The organism is Phycisphaeraceae bacterium, from assembly GCA_020639155.1.
GTDB lineage: Bacteria > Planctomycetota > Phycisphaerae > Phycisphaerales > UBA1924 > JACKHF01.
This window is the reverse complement of record JACKHF010000002.1, coordinates 943,018-962,962: the sequence shown is the minus strand read 5'-3', so window position 1 is coordinate 962,962 and position 19,945 is coordinate 943,018. Positions and strand designations below refer to the sequence as shown.

Annotated in this window: 21 protein-coding genes; 20 read left to right on the top strand and 1 reads right to left on the bottom strand. The window is 54.8% G+C overall.

Annotation, left to right across the window (positions count from 1 at the left end; genetic code table 11):
* Positions 1–17 precede the first annotated feature (17 nt).
* The 17 genes from H6815_14670 to H6815_14590 all read left to right on the top strand — a co-directional run bounded on the left by H6815_14670 (position 18) and on the right by H6815_14590 (position 16,864).
* A complete protein-coding gene (locus H6815_14670) occupies positions 18–647 on the top strand; it encodes a DUF3465 domain-containing protein (protein MCB9861684.1) in 630 nt (209 codons plus the stop codon).
* Between the two features lie 22 nt (positions 648–669).
* A complete protein-coding gene (locus H6815_14665; protein MCB9861683.1) occupies positions 670–1,860 on the top strand; it encodes an aminotransferase class I/II-fold pyridoxal phosphate-dependent enzyme in 1,191 nt (396 codons plus the stop codon).
* Positions 1,861–1,864: 4 nt separating this feature from the next.
* Positions 1,865–3,166, top strand: coding sequence for a DUF4147 domain-containing protein (locus tag H6815_14660; protein ID MCB9861682.1), 1,302 nt, complete (start codon positions 1,865–1,867; stop codon positions 3,164–3,166).
* A gap of 39 nt (positions 3,167–3,205) precedes the next feature.
* Positions 3,206–4,357 carry an FAD-binding oxidoreductase gene (locus H6815_14655; GenBank protein ID MCB9861681.1) on the top strand — a complete coding sequence of 384 codons (1,152 nt, stop codon included), beginning with the start codon at positions 3,206–3,208 and terminating at the stop codon, positions 4,355–4,357.
* A gap of 152 nt (positions 4,358–4,509) precedes the next feature.
* Entirely contained in the window at positions 4,510–5,283 is a 774-nt protein-coding gene (locus H6815_14650) for a MotA/TolQ/ExbB proton channel family protein (protein ID MCB9861680.1), read from the top strand.
* A 1-nt stretch (position 5,284) separates the two neighbouring features.
* Complete coding sequence (locus H6815_14645; protein MCB9861679.1) at positions 5,285–6,025, top strand: OmpA family protein; 741 nt, start codon at positions 5,285–5,287, stop codon at positions 6,023–6,025.
* A 60-nt stretch (positions 6,026–6,085) separates the two neighbouring features.
* Positions 6,086–6,610 carry a hypothetical protein gene (locus tag H6815_14640; protein MCB9861678.1) on the top strand — a complete coding sequence of 175 codons (525 nt, stop codon included), beginning with the start codon at positions 6,086–6,088 and terminating at the stop codon, positions 6,608–6,610.
* Between the two features lie 489 nt (positions 6,611–7,099).
* A complete protein-coding gene (fliN, locus tag H6815_14635) occupies positions 7,100–7,387 on the top strand; it encodes a flagellar motor switch protein FliN (protein ID MCB9861677.1) in 288 nt (95 codons plus the stop codon).
* Between the two features lie 210 nt (positions 7,388–7,597).
* Entirely contained in the window at positions 7,598–8,251 is a 654-nt protein-coding gene (locus H6815_14630; protein MCB9861676.1) for a flagellar biosynthetic protein FliO, read from the top strand.
* A complete protein-coding gene (gene fliP / locus H6815_14625) occupies positions 8,251–9,318 on the top strand; it encodes a flagellar type III secretion system pore protein FliP (GenBank protein MCB9861675.1) in 1,068 nt (355 codons plus the stop codon). The genes H6815_14630 and fliP overlap by 1 nt, the downstream gene beginning before the upstream one ends.
* Positions 9,319–9,334: 16 nt before the next feature.
* Complete coding sequence (locus tag H6815_14620; protein ID MCB9861674.1) at positions 9,335–9,589, top strand: flagellar biosynthetic protein FliQ; 255 nt, start codon at positions 9,335–9,337, stop codon at positions 9,587–9,589.
* Positions 9,590–9,608: 19 nt separating this feature from the next.
* Positions 9,609–10,430 (top strand): flagellar biosynthetic protein FliR, encoded by an 822-nt coding sequence (locus H6815_14615; GenBank protein ID MCB9861673.1) that lies wholly within the window; start codon positions 9,609–9,611, stop codon positions 10,428–10,430.
* The gene (gene flhB / locus H6815_14610; protein ID MCB9861672.1) at positions 10,423–11,499 is read left to right on the top strand and encodes a flagellar biosynthesis protein FlhB; all 1,077 of its coding nucleotides are present in this window, start codon (positions 10,423–10,425) and stop codon (positions 11,497–11,499) included. Before H6815_14615 ends, flhB begins: the two co-directional genes overlap by 8 nt.
* A 35-nt stretch (positions 11,500–11,534) precedes the next feature.
* Complete coding sequence (flhA, locus tag H6815_14605; GenBank protein ID MCB9861671.1) at positions 11,535–13,727, top strand: flagellar biosynthesis protein FlhA; 2,193 nt, start codon at positions 11,535–11,537, stop codon at positions 13,725–13,727.
* 130 nt (positions 13,728–13,857) lie between these two features.
* On the top strand, positions 13,858–15,210 hold the full coding sequence (flhF, locus tag H6815_14600; GenBank protein ID MCB9861670.1) for a flagellar biosynthesis protein FlhF: 1,353 nt from the start codon (positions 13,858–13,860) through the stop codon (positions 15,208–15,210).
* Between the two features lie 238 nt (positions 15,211–15,448).
* A complete protein-coding gene (locus tag H6815_14595; GenBank protein MCB9861669.1) occupies positions 15,449–15,796 on the top strand; it encodes a hypothetical protein in 348 nt (115 codons plus the stop codon).
* 210 nt (positions 15,797–16,006) lie between these two features.
* Positions 16,007–16,864, top strand: coding sequence for a FliA/WhiG family RNA polymerase sigma factor (locus tag H6815_14590; GenBank protein ID MCB9861668.1), 858 nt, complete (start codon positions 16,007–16,009; stop codon positions 16,862–16,864).
* Positions 16,865–16,937: 73 nt separating this feature from the next.
* Here the strand turns inward: H6815_14590 and guaA are convergent, their stop codons facing one another.
* Positions 16,938–18,548, bottom strand: coding sequence for a glutamine-hydrolyzing GMP synthase (gene guaA, locus H6815_14585; GenBank protein ID MCB9861667.1), 1,611 nt, complete (start codon positions 18,546–18,548; stop codon positions 16,938–16,940).
* Positions 18,549–18,791: 243 nt separating this feature from the next.
* Between guaA and H6815_14580 the strand changes: the two genes are divergently transcribed.
* Genes H6815_14580 through H6815_14570 form a run of 3 tightly spaced genes read left to right on the top strand, consistent with a single transcriptional unit; the run spans position 18,792 to position 19,919 of the window.
* Positions 18,792–19,091: a HEAT repeat domain-containing protein gene (locus tag H6815_14580; GenBank protein MCB9861666.1), complete on the top strand. Its 300-nt coding sequence runs from the start codon at positions 18,792–18,794 to the stop codon at positions 19,089–19,091.
* Positions 19,088–19,555, top strand: a complete 468-nt coding sequence (locus H6815_14575) for an ATP-binding protein (protein MCB9861665.1) — start codon at positions 19,088–19,090, stop codon at positions 19,553–19,555. The genes H6815_14580 and H6815_14575 overlap by 4 nt, the downstream gene beginning before the upstream one ends.
* Before the next feature lie 19 nt (positions 19,556–19,574).
* Entirely contained in the window at positions 19,575–19,919 is a 345-nt protein-coding gene (locus H6815_14570) for an STAS domain-containing protein (protein ID MCB9861664.1), read from the top strand.
* Positions 19,920–19,945 lie beyond the last annotated feature (26 nt).

Here is a 19,945-nt window from a genome sequence, read left to right as displayed (position 1 = left end):
ACAACCTATACTCAACAATGGCAGATCAATCGCGTAAACCGGGCGGCAAACAGAAACTCACGATCGGCGGTATTGTCGTCGCGCTCATCGGGCTCGCGCTTGCGAATCCGACGATCAGAGCAAAGCTGGGGCTGCCAGCACAAACCCAGCAGCAGTCCACCCAGCAGACGCAGACGGCGAGCAATACCTCCAAACCGCAACCAGACCCTGCACCTTCAACATCATCCCAGCCGACAACGACCAAAGCGCAGAAGTCCGAACCAAAGCAGACACCAACCACCACAGCAACCCAGTCCGCGCAGAGCATCAGAGAGGCATCAGCAGCAAAGGTGAGAGAAGCATACGAGAATGGCACAAGCGATCTTCAGATGGAGATCACAGGACGCGTCCGCAAGACCCTCCCCGATGACAACGAGGGCAGCCGGCACCAGAGATTCATTCTCCAGCTTTCCGATGGCAACACCGTGCTCATCGCGCACAACATTGACCTCGCCGATCGTGTTCCTGTCAAGGAGGGCGACGAGGTTGTGATCTATGGCGAGTACGAGTGGTCCGAGCAGGGCGGCACGATGCACTGGACGCACCACGATCCGAAGGGCTGGCATGAGGACGGGTGGATCATGCACAACGGCAAGACCTACAAGTGATGCAACCTGACTGAGATTTCGCATGCACGCACAGATCGCATCCCGCTTTGCACCGTTCGGCACAACCATCTTCGCGGAGATGACGCGCCTTGCCAACGAGCACAACGCGGTGAATCTCTCGCAGGGTTTTCCAGACTTTGACGGTCCAGACGAACTCAAGCAGGCGATGATCGATGCGGTTGGTGTTGGCAGTGTCGGAAAGAACCAGTATGCACGATCCGCTGGCGAGCCTGTGCTTGTCAGCGCGATCGCAAACGACTGGAGAGAACGCACAGGCATTGAAGTCGATCCAATGTCGCAGGTCACAGTGACAACGGGATGCACGGAAGCACTCGCGGCAATATTCCTCGGGCTCTTTGAGCCCGGCGATGAAGTGATCCTGATGGAGCCGTACTACGACGCGTATCTTGCGGGCTGCGCGATGGCGGGGGTGACCCCGAAGTTTGTCCAGCTTGCTCCGAATCGATCAACGGGGCAGTTCGAGTTTGATCCAGAACAGATACGAAATGCTGTCTCACCTCGTACAAGGGCGATGGTGCTCAACACCCCGCACAATCCAACGGGTAAGGTGTTCTCGCGCGACGAACTCGAATCAATCGCGAGCATCTGCCGTGAGCACGACCTGATTCTCATCTCAGACGAGGTGTACGAGCATCTCGTGCTCGATGATTCTGCCGAGCACCTCTCGCCGATGACGCTTCAGGATATGGCAGATCGAACCGTTGTGTGTTCAAGCATCGGAAAGACCTGTTCGGTGACCGGCTGGAAGGTTGGATGGACGATTGCGTCAGCTGAACTGAGTGCTGGAGTCCGCTCAGCACATCAGTTTCTCACGTTTGCAACGCACACGCCAACACAGCATGCTGCAGCGAGCATCATCAGCGCCGGGTTGCCGCATGTGTCGCGACTGCGCGATCATCTCCGCATGATGCGCAACGAGCTGTCAGCAGCTCTCGTGAGCGCCGGATTCGGTGTCTTTCATGCACCCGCTGGGTACTTCGTCATGGCGGATTATTCCAGCATGCCGTCACTTGGTTCGTTGAACGATCGCGAAGTGTGCCAGAAGCTGATCACAGATGCTGGGATCGCAACGATCCCGCCCTCGTCGTTCTGTCAGGATCATGCAGTGACGAAGGGGCTCGTGCGCTTCGCGTTCTGTAAGCATCACGACACGATCCGCAAGGCTTGCCATCAGCTTGCGAACTGGGCGTGATGCGATGCCAGGCAGAAACGATGATCTTACAGTTTTGCTTGAGCGTGCTCGTCAGCACGTGATCGAATCGATGGACCCGTATCAGCGAACTGCGGATGCGATCAGATTGCACGTTTCAGACTCATCTGTGCGCGTTGTTTCATTTGGAAAAGCGTCAGCACGCATGATGCAGGCTGCATCTGAAGTGCTTGGGACTCGTTTGCAGAGTGCCGTCGTGCTCATGCCGCCCGAGCACGCATCTGGAGAACAGGTTGATCCTCGTGTCACGGTTTTTCCGGCCGATCATCCATTGCCAACACAAAGAAACGTCGAAGCTTCGAAGTACGTGAGAGCGTTCGTGTCAGATGTGAGTTGCGATGCGCACACGCTGCTCGTGCTGATCTCGGGTGGCGGCTCGGCACATCTTGCACTGCCGATCGATGGTGTCACACTCGATGATCTCCAGCAGATCACACGAGAACTTCTCGCTGCAGGGTGTTCTATTGAGGAAATCAACACGGTACGGAAGCACTGCGAACAACTCAAAGGTGGCAAGCTGGCTGCACTTGCGCATCAGAATCAATCGATCGAGCGCTTGGTTGTGCTGATTGTGTCCGATGTCATTGGAAACGACGTGCCGGCAATCGCATCAGGGCCGTTCGCGCCAGATACAACAGCGATCGACGACGCGATGATGATTCTGAGGAGGATCCAGACCGATGCCTCGGCTCGAGTGAGGAATCGCATCGAAACGATGAAAGAGATATCTGACCAAAGTCCCGTATGGTTTGAACGCGTCTCTTCACACATCATCGCGAGCAACAACGACGCGATCGAAGCTGCGATATCCTTCCTTGCTGATGCAGGATTCCTTGTGTGCGATGTTGAAGCGGGTGTAACTGGCAGTGCGTCAGCGTGGGGCGAATCGATCGGGCGCTGGCTTCTCGAAGGTTGCAAAAGTCACACAACAAAGTACGAGTGTGCAATCTGGGGAGGCGAAACGACGGTCGACACACAGGGAGCAACCGGGAGGGGCGGTCGATGCCAGGAAGCGGCATTGCACGTTGCATCGACGTGGACGGGAAGAACAGATGGTGCATGTATCGTATTTGCAACCGACGGTATTGATGGCCCGACCGATGCTGCAGGTGCTGTCATCGATCGAGATTGTGCGAGCAGCATCACATCAGATCAAGGACTGAACCAAACGATCGCATCTCACGATTCCTATTCGCTGCTGGACAAGCATGATTGCCTGATCCGTTGCGGTTCGACAGGCACGAATGTGAACGACATCGCGATCGCGATACGATCATGTCGCGAGTGATTCGTATTCACAATGGAAGCTTAAGCCGAGGATATGCGTATGACAGTTAGTATCTGGAATCGCAGAAAACCAAAGGAAACACTGCAATGCGATGTTGCGGTGATTGGCGCGGGCATCTGCGGTTTGTCTGTTGCAATCGAGCTTGAGTTGCGTGGATTGTCTGTCATCGTCATCGACCGAGGAAGTATCGGATGCGGCGCAAGCACTCGGAACGCGGGGTACCTCATGCGGGGCACTGCGGATTCGTATGTTGCTGCGGTGCGGGAGTATGGTCACGATCTGGCTCGCACAATGTGGCGCTGGACAGAGGAGAATCTCACGATCCTTCGTCAGAGGGTCACAGGCGATGCCATAGAAAATGTACCGTCAGCTCTGGTTGCGCAGACTGATAGAGAACTTCATGATCTAGTCCAATCCCGTCAAATGCTTCAGGATGACGGATTTGATGTTGGATGGGTTGAGTCCGGGAGTGATGCGCTCTGGCGATCAGGTCTCGTGCGTGGAATGCTTGTGAATCCCAACGATGCGCGCTGCAACTCTCGCATGGTGGTTGATACGGTTGCGTCACATCTCAAAGGCCGCATTCTTGAGAATGCCGAGGTGTATGACATTGTCCGAACAGACAGGCACATGGAAGTTCGTGCCGAGGGATTGCATGTGCAGTGCTCGCAGGTTGTGCACTGCACAAACGCGTGGGCTTCCGGTTCGATTCTCAACAGACATATCCCTATCGAGCCGAATCGTGCGCAGATGCTCGCAATCAAAGCACCAGAGATCTCGCTTGATTTCAGTTATTACCTGCGTGGCGGTGCCGATTACATCAGATGTGGGCCGGACGGTCTCGTGCTTGTTGGTGGATGTCGCAAGGAGCACGAGCGGGACGAGCAGACTTCACTTGACCAGACAACGGGGCCGTTGCAATCGGACCTGCATCGACTCCTCACACGAACACTTGGACTTACTGAACCAGATGTTGTTGCACGATGGTCTGGTATCATGGCATTTACGCCGGATGGCCTCCCAGTGATGGGGCCGGTCGATCACGAGAGACGCACCTGGGTGTGCGCGGGGTTCAACGGCCACGGTATGGGACTTGCTGCACGATGCGCGCAGGCTCTGATCGCAGAGATTGTCGATGGTGAACCAACGCCGCTGCCGCTCTCGCGATTCGACCATCGTGTGGTAGTGTAACAATGTATTGGGTTCTGATTGTGCTGCCTGTAACGGATGGAGCGCATGAACTGCGCCCAGTACAAAGCGGACAGGCTGAAGAGACGGTGTAGACGGACCGATGACCTCGCGTGGAATGCTGCACATGGTGTGTTTGCAGCAGGAGATACCGCGTGGATATAGGAACCATCATCGGGCTTGTGGTTGCGGTCGTCGCGGTGTGCGCGAGTGCCCTGCTGGCTGGCCAGTTGGGATCAATGATTGATCCAATGTCGATTATGGTCGTCATTGGTGGTACTGCTGGTGCTGTTCTTGCATGTTTTCCACTTGCGAGGATTCTGAAAGTGCATGCAGTTGCCATGAAGGCATTGTTCTGGTCGTCTCCCGATCCGAAGTCGATCATTGCAGACCTTGTGAAGTACGCCGAGATCGCGCGTCGGGAAGGTATTCTCAGTCTCGAAAATCATGTCGCCAACATGAACGATCCGTTCATTGTTCGCGGCATCAAAATGGCTGTTGACGGGACAGATCCAGATCTCATCAAGACCATCATGGAAACCGAGATCGAAGCAATGATGGACCGTCATTCGTCGGGCAAGTACATGCTCGACACGATGGGGCGTCTTGCGCCTGCATTCGGCATGATTGGTACCCTCATGGGTCTGATCATGATGCTCAACAACATGGACGATCCATCCGCGATCGGCCCGGGTATGGCCGTCGCTCTGATTACGACGTTGTACGGTGCAATGATCGCAAACATGATCACCGGGCCGCTTGCTGAAAAGCTGGCTGCTCGCGCATCTGAAGAGGTGTTGTTCAAGACAATTATCATGACCGGTGTGATGTCGATCCAGTCCGGTGACAACCCACGCGTTGTGCAGAGCAAACTCCTCACGTTCCTGCCGCCCTCGCTCCGCGAGTCAGCAGACAAAGAGGCAGCCTGATATGGCAAAGAAGAAAGAGGGACCGCAGGCACCGCCTATCCCCGAGTGGGTGTTAACCTACGGCGACATGATGTCGCTGCTGTTGTGCTTCTTCATTCTGCTTGCCGCGTTCAGTGAGCTCAAGAAACCCGAGGAATACGAGAAGGTTGTGGACGCGATCAAGGAAGCATTCGGGTATCAGAATGGTCTTGGGAACTCCCCGTCCGATGATCTGCCAGAGAACTCAATTCCGAGTGTGCTCGATACCTTGATGCAGTCAAGTCCACAGACTTCACAATCACAAAACTCGGTTGATAACAATACCGAGGGTATGAAGAGAAAGACGCAGGTGATCGACGAAGGGAAACGGTTTATCGTTGGGGGAGCGATGCTCTTTGCCCCGGGTTCGGTTGAGATTGATGCGACCGCGCAAAGAATGCTTCAAACACAGATTGCTCCGAAGATCAAGGGCAAGACGAATCGATTCGAAATACGAGGCCACGCCTACGGCACCGAGGATCTTGCCAGCGGCATGGATGCTATGACACTCTCATTCAAGCGGGCTCTCGCCGTTCGTGATTATCTGGTCAATGAATGCGGGGTTGACCCTCGCACGCTTGCTGTGCAGAGCTTTGGCGATACAGAGCCCCAGGCCCTTCGTGGACCTGAGACAGCAAACAACCGGCGTGTAGTTGTCATGGAGACCGAGGTTACTGCAGAAGAACGCAGTCCCGATTACCACTTCTCGGGCTCAAACCGATAGTCCTGTTCAGTTATATGCGCATCAAGCCGATGCAGTATCGACGAAGAGGAACAACTGCACATGGCTGAAGAAGAAGCAAATCAAAGTGAGTCAACTTCATCGGACGTGAAGAAGAAATCCCCGGTCATGCTGGTCGCGATTATTGCGATTCTCATGATCATGGAGGGGGCTGGAATCTTTGTATTCGTTGCTATGACCAGCAAGGGGCCCAAAGACGCCTTTGCGAATACAAGCGCGCTGCAGCCCGACGAAAATATGGCCGAGTTATTGTTGATCGAGGACAAGTTCAACAACAGCACGGAAGGCAGAACCTATCGCTTTGAGGTTGAAATCTACCTAAAGATACGGGAAGAAAACAAGGAGTTTATCGAGAAGCGACTCGAAGCTCGAAAGAACGAAATCCGGGACCGGGTTGGCCAGATCATTCGAACCACACAGGTGAGCCAGTTGCGAGAGCCCGATCTTCGCACATTGCGCCGCCAGCTTCTTGCCCTCAGCGACGAACTGTTTGAGATTGACGGCGATGATAATCGCCGTGTAGAACAGATCATCATCGCCCGTTGTATGGGAACCGTACTGAACTAAGCAAGGTGACATGCGCATCTTCTGCGCACAAAATGCGCAATATGACGCCACGCACACTGTTTCTTGCGCAGAATCAGTGAGAACGCCCCTGACAACCGAAAACTGACTCGGAAGTGCACAGCGATGCACACAAGTTGGTACCCGTTGTAGCAGGGGGTGTCTGTGGCTGATGAGCAGGAACACAACGAAACTCCAATGGACGACAACGTAGATGCCGGGTCGCCTGAGGAACCCGTCTCTTCGGCCGCCGATGAAACACCCAATGCAAGCGAAGAAATCGAGCCCGAGGCTGGAGAGTCTGAACAGGTTGATGAGCACGACGAGACGGAGAACGCAGCACTTGCTGCAGCGAAGGCCGCGATAGCCGGTCTCTCGCTTGGAGACTTTGGCGGTTTTTCAGATGACACTCCGTCATCAGAGCCGGATATTCCGTCGTCATCAGGTCCAGATGTGAGTGGTGCTTCACCCTTTGACCTGCCCGATTTCGGTATGTCATCAGGTGTTGCAGTACCTCAGGGAATGGACATTCTGTCTGATGTGAACCTGCACGTGACAATCGAACTCGGTCGAACCAGAATGCAACTGGATGAGGTGCTCAAGATGACGCCCGGCGCGGTGGTCGAACTCGACAAACTCGCTGGGGATCCTGTCGATGTTTTTGTGAATGAACGCCATGTTGCACGTGGCGAGGTGCTCGTGTTGAACGACAACTTCTGTGTGCGTATCAATGAGATCATCGAACTTGATGATGCCACAAACGAGTTTTTGGCGGCGTAACTTGCACATGTTGATACCGGTGGAGGATCCGCCGTTCGCGAGCCAGGAGGGCTCATGCAAACAGTTCGCTCAACATTTCATCTGCGATCAACTTTGCTTTGTATGTTGGTGATATGCTCCTTTGTTTGGGCGGTACGACCAACTTGGGGGCAGAGCAGCCGCGATCAGACAACTAGATCCCATATCGATTCTGGCTCGAAGACGCTCGGTGTGCCGATCGATCACTCGTCTTCCCAGCAGGCCCAGCCGCTTGGTACGTCGGGTAGCTCCACAGGTGTGGTAAAAACGGTCTTCTCTCTTGCGATTGTTATCGCAGCGATGGTGTGCCTTGCCACTGCCCTCAAAGCGATCTCCAGAAAATCCGGCGGAATAGCGTCGAAACTTGGGGCTGGAGGGAATGCGCCAAGCGGCTTGCTCGAAGTGCTTGGCAGATATCCGGTTGGGCGCAAACAGCAACTCGTGCTGATGCGTGTCCACTCCAGAGTGCTTCTGCTTTCACAGACAATCTCCGGCAAATCAGTGTCAGGGGGCTTTGCAACGCTCGCCGAGCTGACCGATCCCGATGAGGTTGCAGCGATCATAAAGGCTGCAAACAACGCGAACGCGCACTCATCCAGGGTAGCGTTCAATCAGACGCTTGATAATGCATTTGCAGGAGATCAGCAATCACAATACGTCACAGACAACATTGAGGTTGAGAACTCGTCTTTCGGTATACCTGTGATGCAGGCAATCGAGTCCCAGCCTCAACAGATGGGGGGACTGCACGATCAGGCTAATGCACTTCGTGCAAAGCTGGGATCAATGTCCGGTTCGGTGTCGCATTCCATCCGTTCGTGGCTTACCGCGCAGAAGCAGGCATGATGACTTCTCTCAGATCAAACCCAGGTGCGGCAGTTCGAGCAGCGTTTCGTGTTGCAGTTGCTTTTTGTACGTTGGCTTTGTGCGTGTGTGAAACGAATGCACAGAGCATAGTCGGCCCATTGCAGGATACCGGAACCTCACAGCCCGCATCAACTGCTCCGGATCTTGCGCCGTTCTCCTCAACAAACCCGTTGCAGATTCTTGCAAATGCCTCGAGTTTGGTTACCGGCCAGAATGGGAGCGATGGCTCAAGTACGCAGGTGGAAGGCACAGAAGCAAAGGCCTCTGGTTTCTCCTCTGCGGTGAGTGTTGTTCTGTTGCTCACAGTGATCACGCTCGCACCATCCATCTTGTTGATGACGACAAGCTTCGTGCGCATGCTGATCGTGCTCTCACTCCTGCGCCAAGCGATGGGAACGCAGTCGCTGCCACCGCCGCAAGTGCTGCTTGCGCTTGCGCTCTTCATGACTGCGCTGGTGATGGGGCCGACAATCGACCGTATCAACACCGAGGCAGTGGTACCCTACAGGGATGGAACTATCCAGTCGTATGATGAACTGTGGGTTCGTAGTTCCGCGCCTGTGCGAGACTTTATGTTCGATCAGATCGAAGCGACCGGCAACTGGTCCAGCTTGTACATGATGCTCAACTACCGTGGGATCGACACGTCCGATCCAACGTCGATGACGCGCGCTGATGTGCCAACAACAGCACTCATTCCTGCGTTCATGCTGAGCGAACTCAAGACGGCATTTCTGATGGGATTTCGCATCTATCTGCCGTTCCTTGTGATCGATATTGTGATTTCAGCGATTCTCATCTCGATGGGCATGATGATGCTCCCGCCGGTGTTGATCAGCCTTCCGTTCAAGCTGTTGTTGTTCGTCATGGTCGACGGGTGGCAACTGCTTGTTGGTTCGTTGCTGACAAGCTTTGCAACGGATGCAACTGCGACATACACAAGTGCTGTACAGCCGATGGTGCATGATATCGGCTCTCACGTTGCAGTGACGGCCCACGCTGTTGCAAGCCATATCAGAGATATTGCGATTGCACGATTTGTGTAGTTGATTGGAGGCAGACGTGATTGATGACACAGTGATACACATTGTTCGAGACACACTGATAGTGTCGGTTAAGATTGTCGCTCCGATCCTGATCGCCGGTGTCTTTGTTGGTTTGGTTATCAGTATTCTGCAATCTATTACATCTATCCAGGATCAGACACTCAGCTTTGTTCCCAAGATTATCGCGATGATCGCAGTAACAGCAATGCTCGTGCCATGGATTGCGAGCCAGTGGATGCGGTTTGCAGCAGAACTCTTCCAACTGATGTAAACAGGAGACACTCAAGCTCGTGCCGTCTATCGATCCCATTCTTGCAGCAGCGATGCCGTTTCTGTTCGTGCTGATCCGTCTGTCGGGTCTTGCGATCACAACGCCGGTGTTTGCCAGCATCACGATCCCGGTGCGTGCTCGCGCGATGCTGGTTGTGATGCTTGCAGCAGCGGTCTATCCGGGTGTCGTGCTGACTGTCGATATGGAACTCGCCCGTGACCTGCCAGGGCTGCTGGTCATTGCTGTATCAGAGCTACTGATTGGCGCGTCCATGGGACTAATCATGATGCTGGTGTTGTCAGCTCTCGAACTCGCTGGTTTAACAGCTGGGTACCAGATGGGTTTGTCTGTCGCACGTTCGTATAACCCTGAACTGGGATCCGAGAGTGATCCGTTCGGACAGATGCTGTTTTTGTCGGGTATTGCTATGTTTCTGTTGATAGGCGGGCTTGACATGCTGCTCATGGGGCTTGTGCGCACATTCGCGTACGTGCCGGTTGGTGGATTCAAGCTGACCGAGTTGCCACTCGCAACCGTCGTCACAGTGCTGGGGTCAGGATTTGAACTGGCGCTTCGTGTCGCAGCACCGGTGACAGCTGTTGCGCTCCTGGTGATGCTGGCGATTGGCATGCTCGGAAAAACGGTACCGCAGCTGAATGTCATGACGGTGGGCTTTGCGATCAAGGTGGTGCTCGGCGCAGGTATTCTCGCGATCTCGATTGTGGTTGTGGAGAAGATCGCGATGGATGAGATCACCCGTGGTCTTGACGCCGTGAGCGACTGGATAGCGGGACTAGGGGAGTCGGTTGCCATAGTGCAGACGGGAGGCGCACATGGCTGAGGATATGGGCGAACGTACAGAAGATCCAACAGCACACAAGCTCTCGGATGCGCGCAAGAAGGGACAGATTGCGCGTAGTCAGGATCTTGGTGGTGCGATTGCGCTCATTCTCGCGACGGTCGCGGTGATCGTATTTGGCAAGCACGCGATGGCTGAACTCAGCCTGGTGACGCGTCGACTCCTTGATATTCCAACCGCTGATCAAGGCAAACTCACAGAACTGGTGCGAACGGAATCATCATGGACAGGAGCGCGAGCCGCGATCATTGCACTTCCATTCATGGGGCTTATGGCGCTTGGGGCGTATCTCAGCCAAGTGTTGCAGGTGGGGCTGATCATTACAGGGAAACCACTCGAACCAAAGCTCGACAAGCTCAGCCCGATTAAGGGATTTCAGCGGATCTTCGGATTGCGGGGTGTTGTAAAGGGAGCGGCTGGTGTTGCAAAGCTCGTCGCGGTTGCAGGAGTAACAACGCTGTTCTTCTTTGCGCGGTACCGAAAAATCGCCGGTTTGCCCGCGCTCGAACTGCTTTCAGGTATGTATGCAACTGGTGTATTGATTCTGGAGCTGGTTGCATGGATTCTTGTACTGCTGTTCGTGCTTGGTATTGCTGATTATCTGTTCCAGCGATGGCAGCACAGTCGCGATCTTCGCATGACAAAGCAGGAGGTTCGAGACGAGCGGAGGTCAATGGAAGGTGATCCCGATGTGAAGGCCCGGCGGCAGCGCATGGCGCGAGAGATTGCGCTCCAGCGAATCCAGCAGGAAGTTCCGAACGCGGACGTTATCGTCACGAATCCAACGCACTTCTCCGTTGCGCTGAAGTACGACCGCGCGACAATGCATGCGCCCCGTGTTACAGCAAAGGGCGCAGATCTGCTCGCATGGCGTATCCGTCATGTCGCTATGGCAACCGGTGTTCCGATTGTTGAGCGTCCGCCGCTTGCGCGCGCGCTGTACCACTCAATTGAGGTTGGTGAGGAGATCCACGAGGAACATTACGAGGCTGTTGCGGAGATTCTTGCCTACGTGTACAGGCTTGACAGGAAGACCGCAACTGCGGCATGAGGCGATAAACACCGAAACAGGAGTCGTGAGGACGGATGGCAAAGAAACCTGCACAAACACAGCGACAGAGCGTAAAACTGCCCGGCTGGCTGAATAAACTCAGCGAGTATCGCGGGTTGTTTGTGCCGATCGGATTCATCCTGCTGCTTGCGGTGATTCTTGTGCCGCTTCCCACCTGGCTGATGGACATTTTGATTAGTGTCAATATCAGCCTTGCTGTTGTCATGCTGCTCACCACAATCCACATGGAACGTGCGCTCGAGTTCAGCGTGTTCCCGTCGCTGTTGCTTGCAACAACACTGCTCCGGCTTGTCCTGAATATTGCTTCGACCCGATTGATTCTCTCGACGGACGCATCAACACCGGACGGCGCAATGTTCGCTGCCGGTCATGTGATCCAGTCGTTCAGCACGTTTGTTGCTGGCCAGTCGCTGTTTGTTGGTATTGTCATCTTTCTCATTCTGCTTGTGGTGCAGTTTGTCGTGATTACGAAAGGTGCGACGCGCATCAGCGAGGTTGCAGCACGATTCACACTCGACGCAATGCCCGGCAAACAGATGGCGATCGATTCCGACTTGAACGCCGGTTTGATCGATGAAAACGAGGCACGCCGTCGTCGTGAGGAAATCCGTCAGGAAGCGGACTTCTTCGGCGCAATGGATGGTGCATCCAAGTTTGTTCGTGGCGATGCCATCGCAGGCATAATCATTACTGCTGTGAATGTGCTCGGCGGGTTTGCGGTTGGTGCGATCGAACGGGGTTGGCCCGCTGGACAGACCGCCGAAGTGTTCACGCGTCTGACGATCGGCGATGGCCTGACCAGTCAGATTCCATCGTTTATCATCTCAATCGCCGCCGCGCTGATCGTCACACGCTCAAGTTCCAGATCGCAACTCTCCGACGCGATGGCTGATCAGCTTATCAGCCAGCCGAAAGGGCTTGCGATCACCGGGGCATTTCTCGGTTTGCTCTCACTCTCGCCGCTGCCGACGGTTCCGCTGCTTGCAATGAGCGCAGCCATGTTCTTTGCAGCATGGTCAATCTCGAAGCGCAACCGGAAGATTGCACACGAGGTTGAGACCAAGGTTGAAGAAGCGCAGGATGCCGCTCCTCTACCCGCACCCATCGAATCACTGCTCAAGGTCGACACGCTCGAGCTTGAAGTTGGGTATGGTCTGATCGGGCTTGTTGATGTGAAGGCTGGTGGGACGCTGCTTTCGCGAATCGATGCGATCCGTCGCCAGCTCGCGCAGGAGTACGGGTTTGTCATGCCGCCAATCCGCATCCGTGACAACATGCAGCTTGGGACCGATGCGTATCGCATCAACATTCGCGGGAACACCGTAGCAGGAGCTGAGCTTCGCAACGACAAGTTCCTTGCGATGGACTCTGGTATGGCTTCCGGAAAGATCGAGGGAGAGAAAACCAAGGAACCCGCGTTCGGTCTCGACGCGTGGTGGATCGAGGATCGCGATCGTGCGCGTGCCGAGTCGCTCGACTACACCGTCGTCGATCCGACCAGTGTCCTTGCGACACATCTGACCGAGGTGGTGAAGAAGCACGCGTCTGAACTCATCACGCGTGAAGAGGTGGGCAATCTCATTGAGGGGCTCAAAGCAAAGGCACCGAAGCTTGTTGAGGATGCAATCCCTGAGAAAGTCAGCGCATCAGATCTGCATCGTGTCCTTCAGCGATTGCTTGATGAACACGTTTCGATCCGCGATCTTGAGATGATTGTCGAGACCATGGCCGACTGGTCATCCAGAACGAAGGATGTCGATGTGCTGACAGAATACGTCCGCAACTCGCTCCGTCGAACGATCTCGCGCCAATACGCGACAGAGAACCACGAGGACGGGACACTGCAGATTGCATGCGTTACCCTTGATCCCGCGCTTGAGGATGTCATTGCCAGTTACATTGAGCGGACCAGCGCTGGGACGAATATTTCGATGCCAGCACCGACAGCAACGAGGATCGCTGGTGCAATCGCCGATGGATTGAAGCCGTTGGTTGGTGCGGGGCATCATGCTATCGTTGTGACGTCCCCTGCCGTCCGTGCGGTAGTACGACAGTTGATGGCTTCACGAGTCCAGGGCATCGTGGTGCTCGGATACAACGAAATAGACACAAGTGTGCAGCTTGAAACGAAGAAACTGATCTCAGTTGACATGGGGTCCGGGGTGCCCGAGGTTGCAGTGGGGCAGAAGAAGCAGAAAGCGGCATAACTTGCGCGTTCGTGGGATCTGAGCATGTCGACGAGTCAGAGTTGCCCGAGATTTCGGCATTTTTTGCCGGAGGACCGATACATCGATTGGTTGAAAACTCACTCTGTGTTATCACGCAACGGACTGCACCATGGCTATCAAGACGTTCAGAGCACACACAACAAACGAAGCGCTCCAGATGATCAAGCAGGAACTGGGCGACGGAGCCATAATTCTGCACACACGTACTGTAAAAAAGCAAGGGTTGATGGGCATCGCTGCGAAGCCGACAGTCGAGATAACTGCAACAAACAACACAAAGGAAGAGCTTGTACGCATGGCCAAGGAGGCCAAACGCCAGCAAGCAACAAGTCAACCCAAGCCAATGAAGGCAGCGACATCTGTTACGCAGACAACAACCAAAGATGAGCGCAGGAATGTGTCTGAAGTAGAGGGTGACCTCGGGCTGTACTCGCCGAGATCGGTACGAACAAAGCAGATTCCAAACCCCGAACCTGAAAATCCACACAGACAACCAAGTACAAACACAGGAAGAGTACCGGGACCGAATCGACGTGAACACCCGCAATCCGACGTGAACGAGGAACTGAGATCCATCCGATCCGTCCTTGCATCTCTTGTTGCGGCAAATCGGGAGAGGTCGGCAAGACAAACTGCAGAAATCGCATTCTCTCGTAGCGATGATGTTGTGGCAAAGCACTATCTGAAGTTGATTGAGTCTGAGGTCGCGGAAGATATCGCGCATGAGGTGATCCAGCGGGCTGTTGCAACAGTTCCATCCACGCAACGGCATAATCTGGAGTTGATCCATCGTGCAGTTCGAGAGCAGCTTGTCTCACTGGTGCCGACAGCTTCCAATGTTGATAGTCACATCAGGCGTCAGCACAGAGCATCTCGCGTGCTCGCTTTCGTAGGACCAACCGGTGTCGGCAAAACAACCACAATCGCGAAACTCGCGGCAACGCTGACACTCCGCGAGAAACAGCGTGTTGGACTTGTCACGATCGATACGTATCGCATCGCGGCGGTTGATCAGCTTCGCACATACGCCGACATCATTGGCGTGCCGCTGATTGTCGCGCAGACCCCGAGCGATGTTCGTGATGCCTGCGAAAGACTTTCGTCGTGTGATGTGATCATTATCGATACAGCGGGGCGTGCCCCACAGGATACTGGCAAGATTGAGGAGCTCGGCGCGATGCTTGATGCAGCACAGCCTGACGAGATCCATCTTGTTCTCTCAGCAACCGCGAGCCAGTCTGCGCTGTCGTATGCTGCAGATTGTTTTGCGCCGCTGCTTCCGGATCGGATCGTCTTTACCAAACTCGATGAGGCGGTGAACTTTGGTGTGCTCATCAACACCGCAATGAAGGTGAACCTGCAACTGAGCTACTTGTCTGACGGACAGGATGTGCCCGATCGTCTGCTGCCCGGAGAGCCAGGCACACTTGCTGATCTCGTCTTGCCTGCCGATGCCGCCTGAGAGCATTCTGGCATCCCAGTTGAGGAGAACCAGCCGGTTTTCACGCTGTGTGTTTGGATCGTGAGGATCATTTTGCGCAGTTATTGCGCGATGCTGTGTTGTCGCAACATATTTATTGGACGTTGTGAGAATATGGGCATGAATTCCATCTCATGTGCTGAAATCTGTACAGCGAGGTTGAAGTACAGCGTGTACCCAGCCGATGAGGCCCCGTTCATCACGAGGTGAAGGAGAAGCAGTGGATCGGAGAGGCGTCCCAACACGAGTGGTGGCAGCGGCATTTGCTCTGTCAGCCTTCAGTGTGGCAGTGCTCTCCGGCATCTGGGCTTCCAATCCAACAGGCTACGTTCTGAAGGTTGCACTCGCGTCGAGTTTCCTGTGCTACTTTGCTGGTCTGATCATCGGCAGCATCGGAGAACGCGCAGCTCTCGGCCATATCCGCGACTTTGAAAAGAACAACCCCGTTCCCGATGTCGAGGCAGAAATCGCAGCGGCACTCCAAAGCGAGGGTGAAGATGGCTTTGAGATCGTTGGCTCGGTCGGCGATGTTGGGATTCCAGCACACGAGACGAAGGAGGCAGCATAGTTTCTGAGCGCATGTCCTGCGCATCACAGGAAGTGATGTGCCGAACCAGCATGCGGCATTTGTTTGAAATCACGTTCCGCGGGAACCACGCGTCTCAGGAGGAGATGTGCCCAGCGGAGAACTCCACGGAAGGAACTGCCCGAACACGCATGCAACGTGCATGCACCAACGGGCGCTTGGGTCAAGGAGAGGACCACACCCATGGCACAGATGCAGATCACACGTCGTTCCGTTCGCTCACGCAGCCGCTTTGCAGTTCGTCACGCACAGTCGGATGTCTCGCACTCCCCGCTCAATAACAAGCCGATCGAAGAAGTCTGGCGGGACTACGCAAAGAACAAGACAAGCGAGGTTCGCAACTTCCTGATGGAAAAGTTCTTACCGCTTGTGCGTTTCAACGCACAGCGCATCTACGCACGTCTGCCCGATGAGGTTGATCTTGAGGACCTGATGTCCGCTGGTATGTTCGGCCTGATGGATGCAGTGAACTCGTTCGATCTGTCACGCGGTGTGAAGTTTGAAACATTCTGCGCTCCGCGCATTCGTGGTGCGATCCTCGACGAACTCCGCTCAATGGACTGGGTGCCCCGCCTTGTTCGGTCGCGTTCGTCCAAGATGGAAGGCGCACGCCAGCGCATTGAGAAAGAACACGGCCGTCCAGCAACAGATGACGAAGTCGCATCGTTCCTCGGCGTTGACGATGACGAGTTCACCAAGCTCAAGCGTGACTCACGTGCGGTCTCAACTATCAGCATCACACGCAAGGCCAGCGCAAACTCTGATGATTCCCGCGAGTCACGCGAGATCGATGTCGCGAACAACGATGAAGAAGGAAACCCGGTTCTTCTCATGCAGCGACGCGATATCAAGGAACTCATTACAAAGGGGTTGAGCCGGTCCGAGCGCCTGATCGTGATTCTCTATTACTTCGAGGGAATGACGATGCGCGAGATCGGGGCCACACTTGATCTTTCAGAAAGCCGTGTTTCTCAGATGCACAGCTCGATCCTGGCGCGTCTGCGCGTGCAACTGCAGCACCGCGAGAAAGAACTCGAAGAAGCTGCGTAATCAAACAATATCTTTGCTGCAAACACGTACAACCCCGAATGACGCTCGGGGTTGTTTTTATATACGGCAGGGGCTATTCCCACTCAATCGTTGCAGGAGGCTTGGACGAGATGTCGTAGACGACTCGGTTCACACCTTTCACTTCGTTAATAATGCGTGAGGAGATCGTGGCAAGCACGTTGAATGGAATACGAGCCCAGTCCGCGGTCATGAAGTCCTGCGTCTCGACTGCACGGATCGCAACAACGTGCTCATAGGTTCTGCCATCACCCATCACGCCAACACTTTGGACGGGCAAGAGCACTGCAAATACTTGACTGGTACGGCGGTATAACTCTGCTGCGACAATCTCTTCGAGCAGTATCTCATCGCAGTCACGCAGCACTTCGAGTTTGTCGAAAGTGACCTCACCCAGGACGCGAACTGCAAGTCCCGGCCCAGGGAAGGGATGCCTCCAGATGATCTGCTCGGGAAGTCCCAGTACGCCACCAAGTTTGCGAACCTCGTCCTTGAACAGATCGCGCAGTGGTTCGACGAGTTCGAATCCCAGTTCCTCAGGCAACCCACCAACATTGTGATGGAGTTTGATATTGGCGCTCTGTCCAGCGTGCCCGTGTCCGGATTCAATGACATCGGGATAGAGTGTTCCTTGTGCAAGGAACCTTGCGCCTGAAATGTCTTCTGCTGCAGACTTGAACACGTCGATGAACCGGTGTCCGATGAGCTTGCGTTTCTGCTGTGGATCGGTTACGCCGCTCAGATCGCTGAGAAACTCCTTTGATGCGTCAACAACACGCAGATCGATCTGAAAGTGATCTCGGAACGTGGATTCAACGAGATCCCGTTCGCGTTTGCGAAGCAGTCCGTTATCGACAAAGACACAGGTGAGTTGATCGCCGATTGCTTCGTGCAGTAGTGCTGCAACGACAGACGAGTCTACGCCACCGGACAATCCGCAGATGACACGGTCATTGCCGACCTCCTCGCGGATCCGATCTGCCTGCTCGCGTGCAAAGTCGGCCATCTTCCATGTGCCGTGGCACTTGCAAATCTCAAAGAGGAAGTTGCGGAGGATGTCTGCGCCGTGCGGTGTGTGTGTGACCTCCGGGTGGAACTGCACGCCATAGAACTGCGGCATCTCACTCGGCGCTTCAGGATGCGTCATCACAGCTGCGTATGGACATGTCGGTGTGGTAGCGAGTGTGATGAACCGTGAGGGATCGAGCGTTTGGACCTGATCGCCGTGCGACATCCAGACGGTTGTTCGATCGGGTACAGCGTTGAGTAGATTTCCAGCGGCGGACTTTGATCGATGCTCAATGGAAAGAGCTGCTCGTCCAAACTCGCGATGCGAAGAACGTTGCACTTGGCTGCCCAGCAGGGAGCATGCGAGTTGCATGCCGTAACAGATCCCAAGGATGGGTACACCCAGTTGAAAGATCTCTGGGTCCATGGTGGGGGCACCGTCGTCATACACACTCGACGGTCCACCGGACAAAATGATTCCCTTGGGGTTCATTGCGCGCAGTTCGGCAGCGCTGATGCTCGGGGCCACAAGCACCGAGAAGACACCGCCGTCCCGGACGCGCCGAGCAATAAGCTGGGCCGTCTGCGACCCGAAATCGAGAATGGGAATAACCTCATCGCTTGGGAGCGACGACGCATAGTGGGGTGTGGAATCCATAAAAGGACGTTTGCTGCCCCTTCGGGCTGGCACCGTCTGAGACCTTCATGCATCGAAAATGCGGGTCAGATACGGAAATCCCAGCAGGGAAGCGGGAAGGATATTCCCTGAGAAGGGTTTGGACGACATCGGATGAGCGCAAAAACGACTCCTGACAGGTCGAATCGGGAAGACTCCCAGCCCCAACTGCCGACCAATTGGACGGTGAAAGTCTTGATTCTGTCAATTCTGTCAATTCTGTCAATGGTTGTTCTGGTTGGCTGTGCAAAGCCGAGCACTGTTGGGTTGGATTCGCCTGTCCCTTCCGCGCGGATAAAAGCGACTGCGGTTGCTGCGGAAGAAGGTGACGAAACGGCTATTCCTGATCTGATACGTATGCTCGACAGCGACGATCCGCTTGTTCGGATGATGTCTCAGCACGCACTGGACCGATTGACCGGTGAGACATTCGGATATTCGTATGCCGATCCGGAATCCAAGAGAAACGAGGCAATTCAGCGATGGGCATCCTGGTACGAAGCCCCAGACGCAATCTCGCCATGACCAAGCTCAAACCACACATCTCTATTGAGTTCCAGAGCAATCCCAAAATGCTCTGCGGTGTGCGTGAACTTATAGCGAACGTAGCTGAACGCATGGGATTTGCATCAGACGAATCAACCCGCATCAAGCTTGCAGTCGACGAGGCCCTTGCGAATGTGATTCGTCATGGGTACAGCAAGCGGGAGGATGGGCCAATTGCGGTCCAGGTCTGGTTTGAGCCTACTTCTGGGAAACGACAGGAGTACAAGGCCCTTCGGATTGTGATAGAGGATGAGGGCGTCCAGATTGAACCGGATCGGATCTGTGGCCGTGATCTCGATGACATCCGCCCGGGAGGGTTGGGGGTTCACATTATCAAAGAGATCATGGACGAGGTGGTATATGAAAAACGGAGTGGGGGAGGGATGCGCCTGACAATGGTCAAGCACATGCCGCAGAAACAGGACGCAGCACAGACTGCCTGACCTACAATAGAGAGTGCATATGAGCAGTGATCATCTTCCGATTGACGTTTCAAGCGATGGCGGCATCACCGTGGTGGCTCCACGTGGCGATATCGACCTTGCCCGCAGCCCTGTGCTTCGCCAGAGCCTCCAACAGGCCCAGGCAAGCAGGCCAAAGCGGCTGGTGATTGATCTGGCCCAGGTTGACTACATGGACAGTTCTGGTGTTGCGACGCTGGTCGAAGCGCTCCAGGCTGCACAGGCAAACGCAACAGCGATGATCCTGTGCAATCTTCAGAATCGGGTCCAGTCCATCTTCGAAATTGCTCGGCTGGACACGATTTTTACGATACAGCAGGATCTACGCGACGCGATTAGCGGCTGACCACTGAGGATCATCCGCTTCCGGAG

Coding starts and splice junctions, on each gene's coding strand:
- H6815_14580 (MCB9861666.1), top strand. CDS start 18,792: ATGGTTGTTCTGGTTGGCTGTGCAAAGCCGAGCACTGTTGGGTTGGAT.
- H6815_14665 (MCB9861683.1), top strand. CDS start 670: ATGCACGCACAGATCGCATCCCGCTTTGCACCGTTCGGCACAACCATC.
- guaA (MCB9861667.1), bottom strand. CDS start 18,548: ATGGATTCCACACCCCACTATGCGTCGTCGCTCCCAAGCGATGAGGTT.
- fliP (MCB9861675.1), top strand. CDS start 8,251: ATGACTTCTCTCAGATCAAACCCAGGTGCGGCAGTTCGAGCAGCGTTT.
- H6815_14660 (MCB9861682.1), top strand. CDS start 1,865: ATGCCAGGCAGAAACGATGATCTTACAGTTTTGCTTGAGCGTGCTCGT.
- flhA (MCB9861671.1), top strand. CDS start 11,535: ATGGCAAAGAAACCTGCACAAACACAGCGACAGAGCGTAAAACTGCCC.
- H6815_14590 (MCB9861668.1), top strand. CDS start 16,007: ATGCAGATCACACGTCGTTCCGTTCGCTCACGCAGCCGCTTTGCAGTT.
- H6815_14655 (MCB9861681.1), top strand. CDS start 3,206: ATGACAGTTAGTATCTGGAATCGCAGAAAACCAAAGGAAACACTGCAA.
- H6815_14575 (MCB9861665.1), top strand. CDS start 19,088: ATGACCAAGCTCAAACCACACATCTCTATTGAGTTCCAGAGCAATCCC.
- flhB (MCB9861672.1), top strand. CDS start 10,423: ATGGCTGAGGATATGGGCGAACGTACAGAAGATCCAACAGCACACAAG.
- H6815_14670 (MCB9861684.1), top strand. CDS start 18: ATGGCAGATCAATCGCGTAAACCGGGCGGCAAACAGAAACTCACGATC.
- H6815_14645 (MCB9861679.1), top strand. CDS start 5,285: ATGGCAAAGAAGAAAGAGGGACCGCAGGCACCGCCTATCCCCGAGTGG.
- H6815_14570 (MCB9861664.1), top strand. CDS start 19,575: ATGAGCAGTGATCATCTTCCGATTGACGTTTCAAGCGATGGCGGCATC.
- flhF (MCB9861670.1), top strand. CDS start 13,858: ATGGCTATCAAGACGTTCAGAGCACACACAACAAACGAAGCGCTCCAG.
- fliN (MCB9861677.1), top strand. CDS start 7,100: ATGTCATCAGGTGTTGCAGTACCTCAGGGAATGGACATTCTGTCTGAT.
- H6815_14640 (MCB9861678.1), top strand. CDS start 6,086: ATGGCTGAAGAAGAAGCAAATCAAAGTGAGTCAACTTCATCGGACGTG.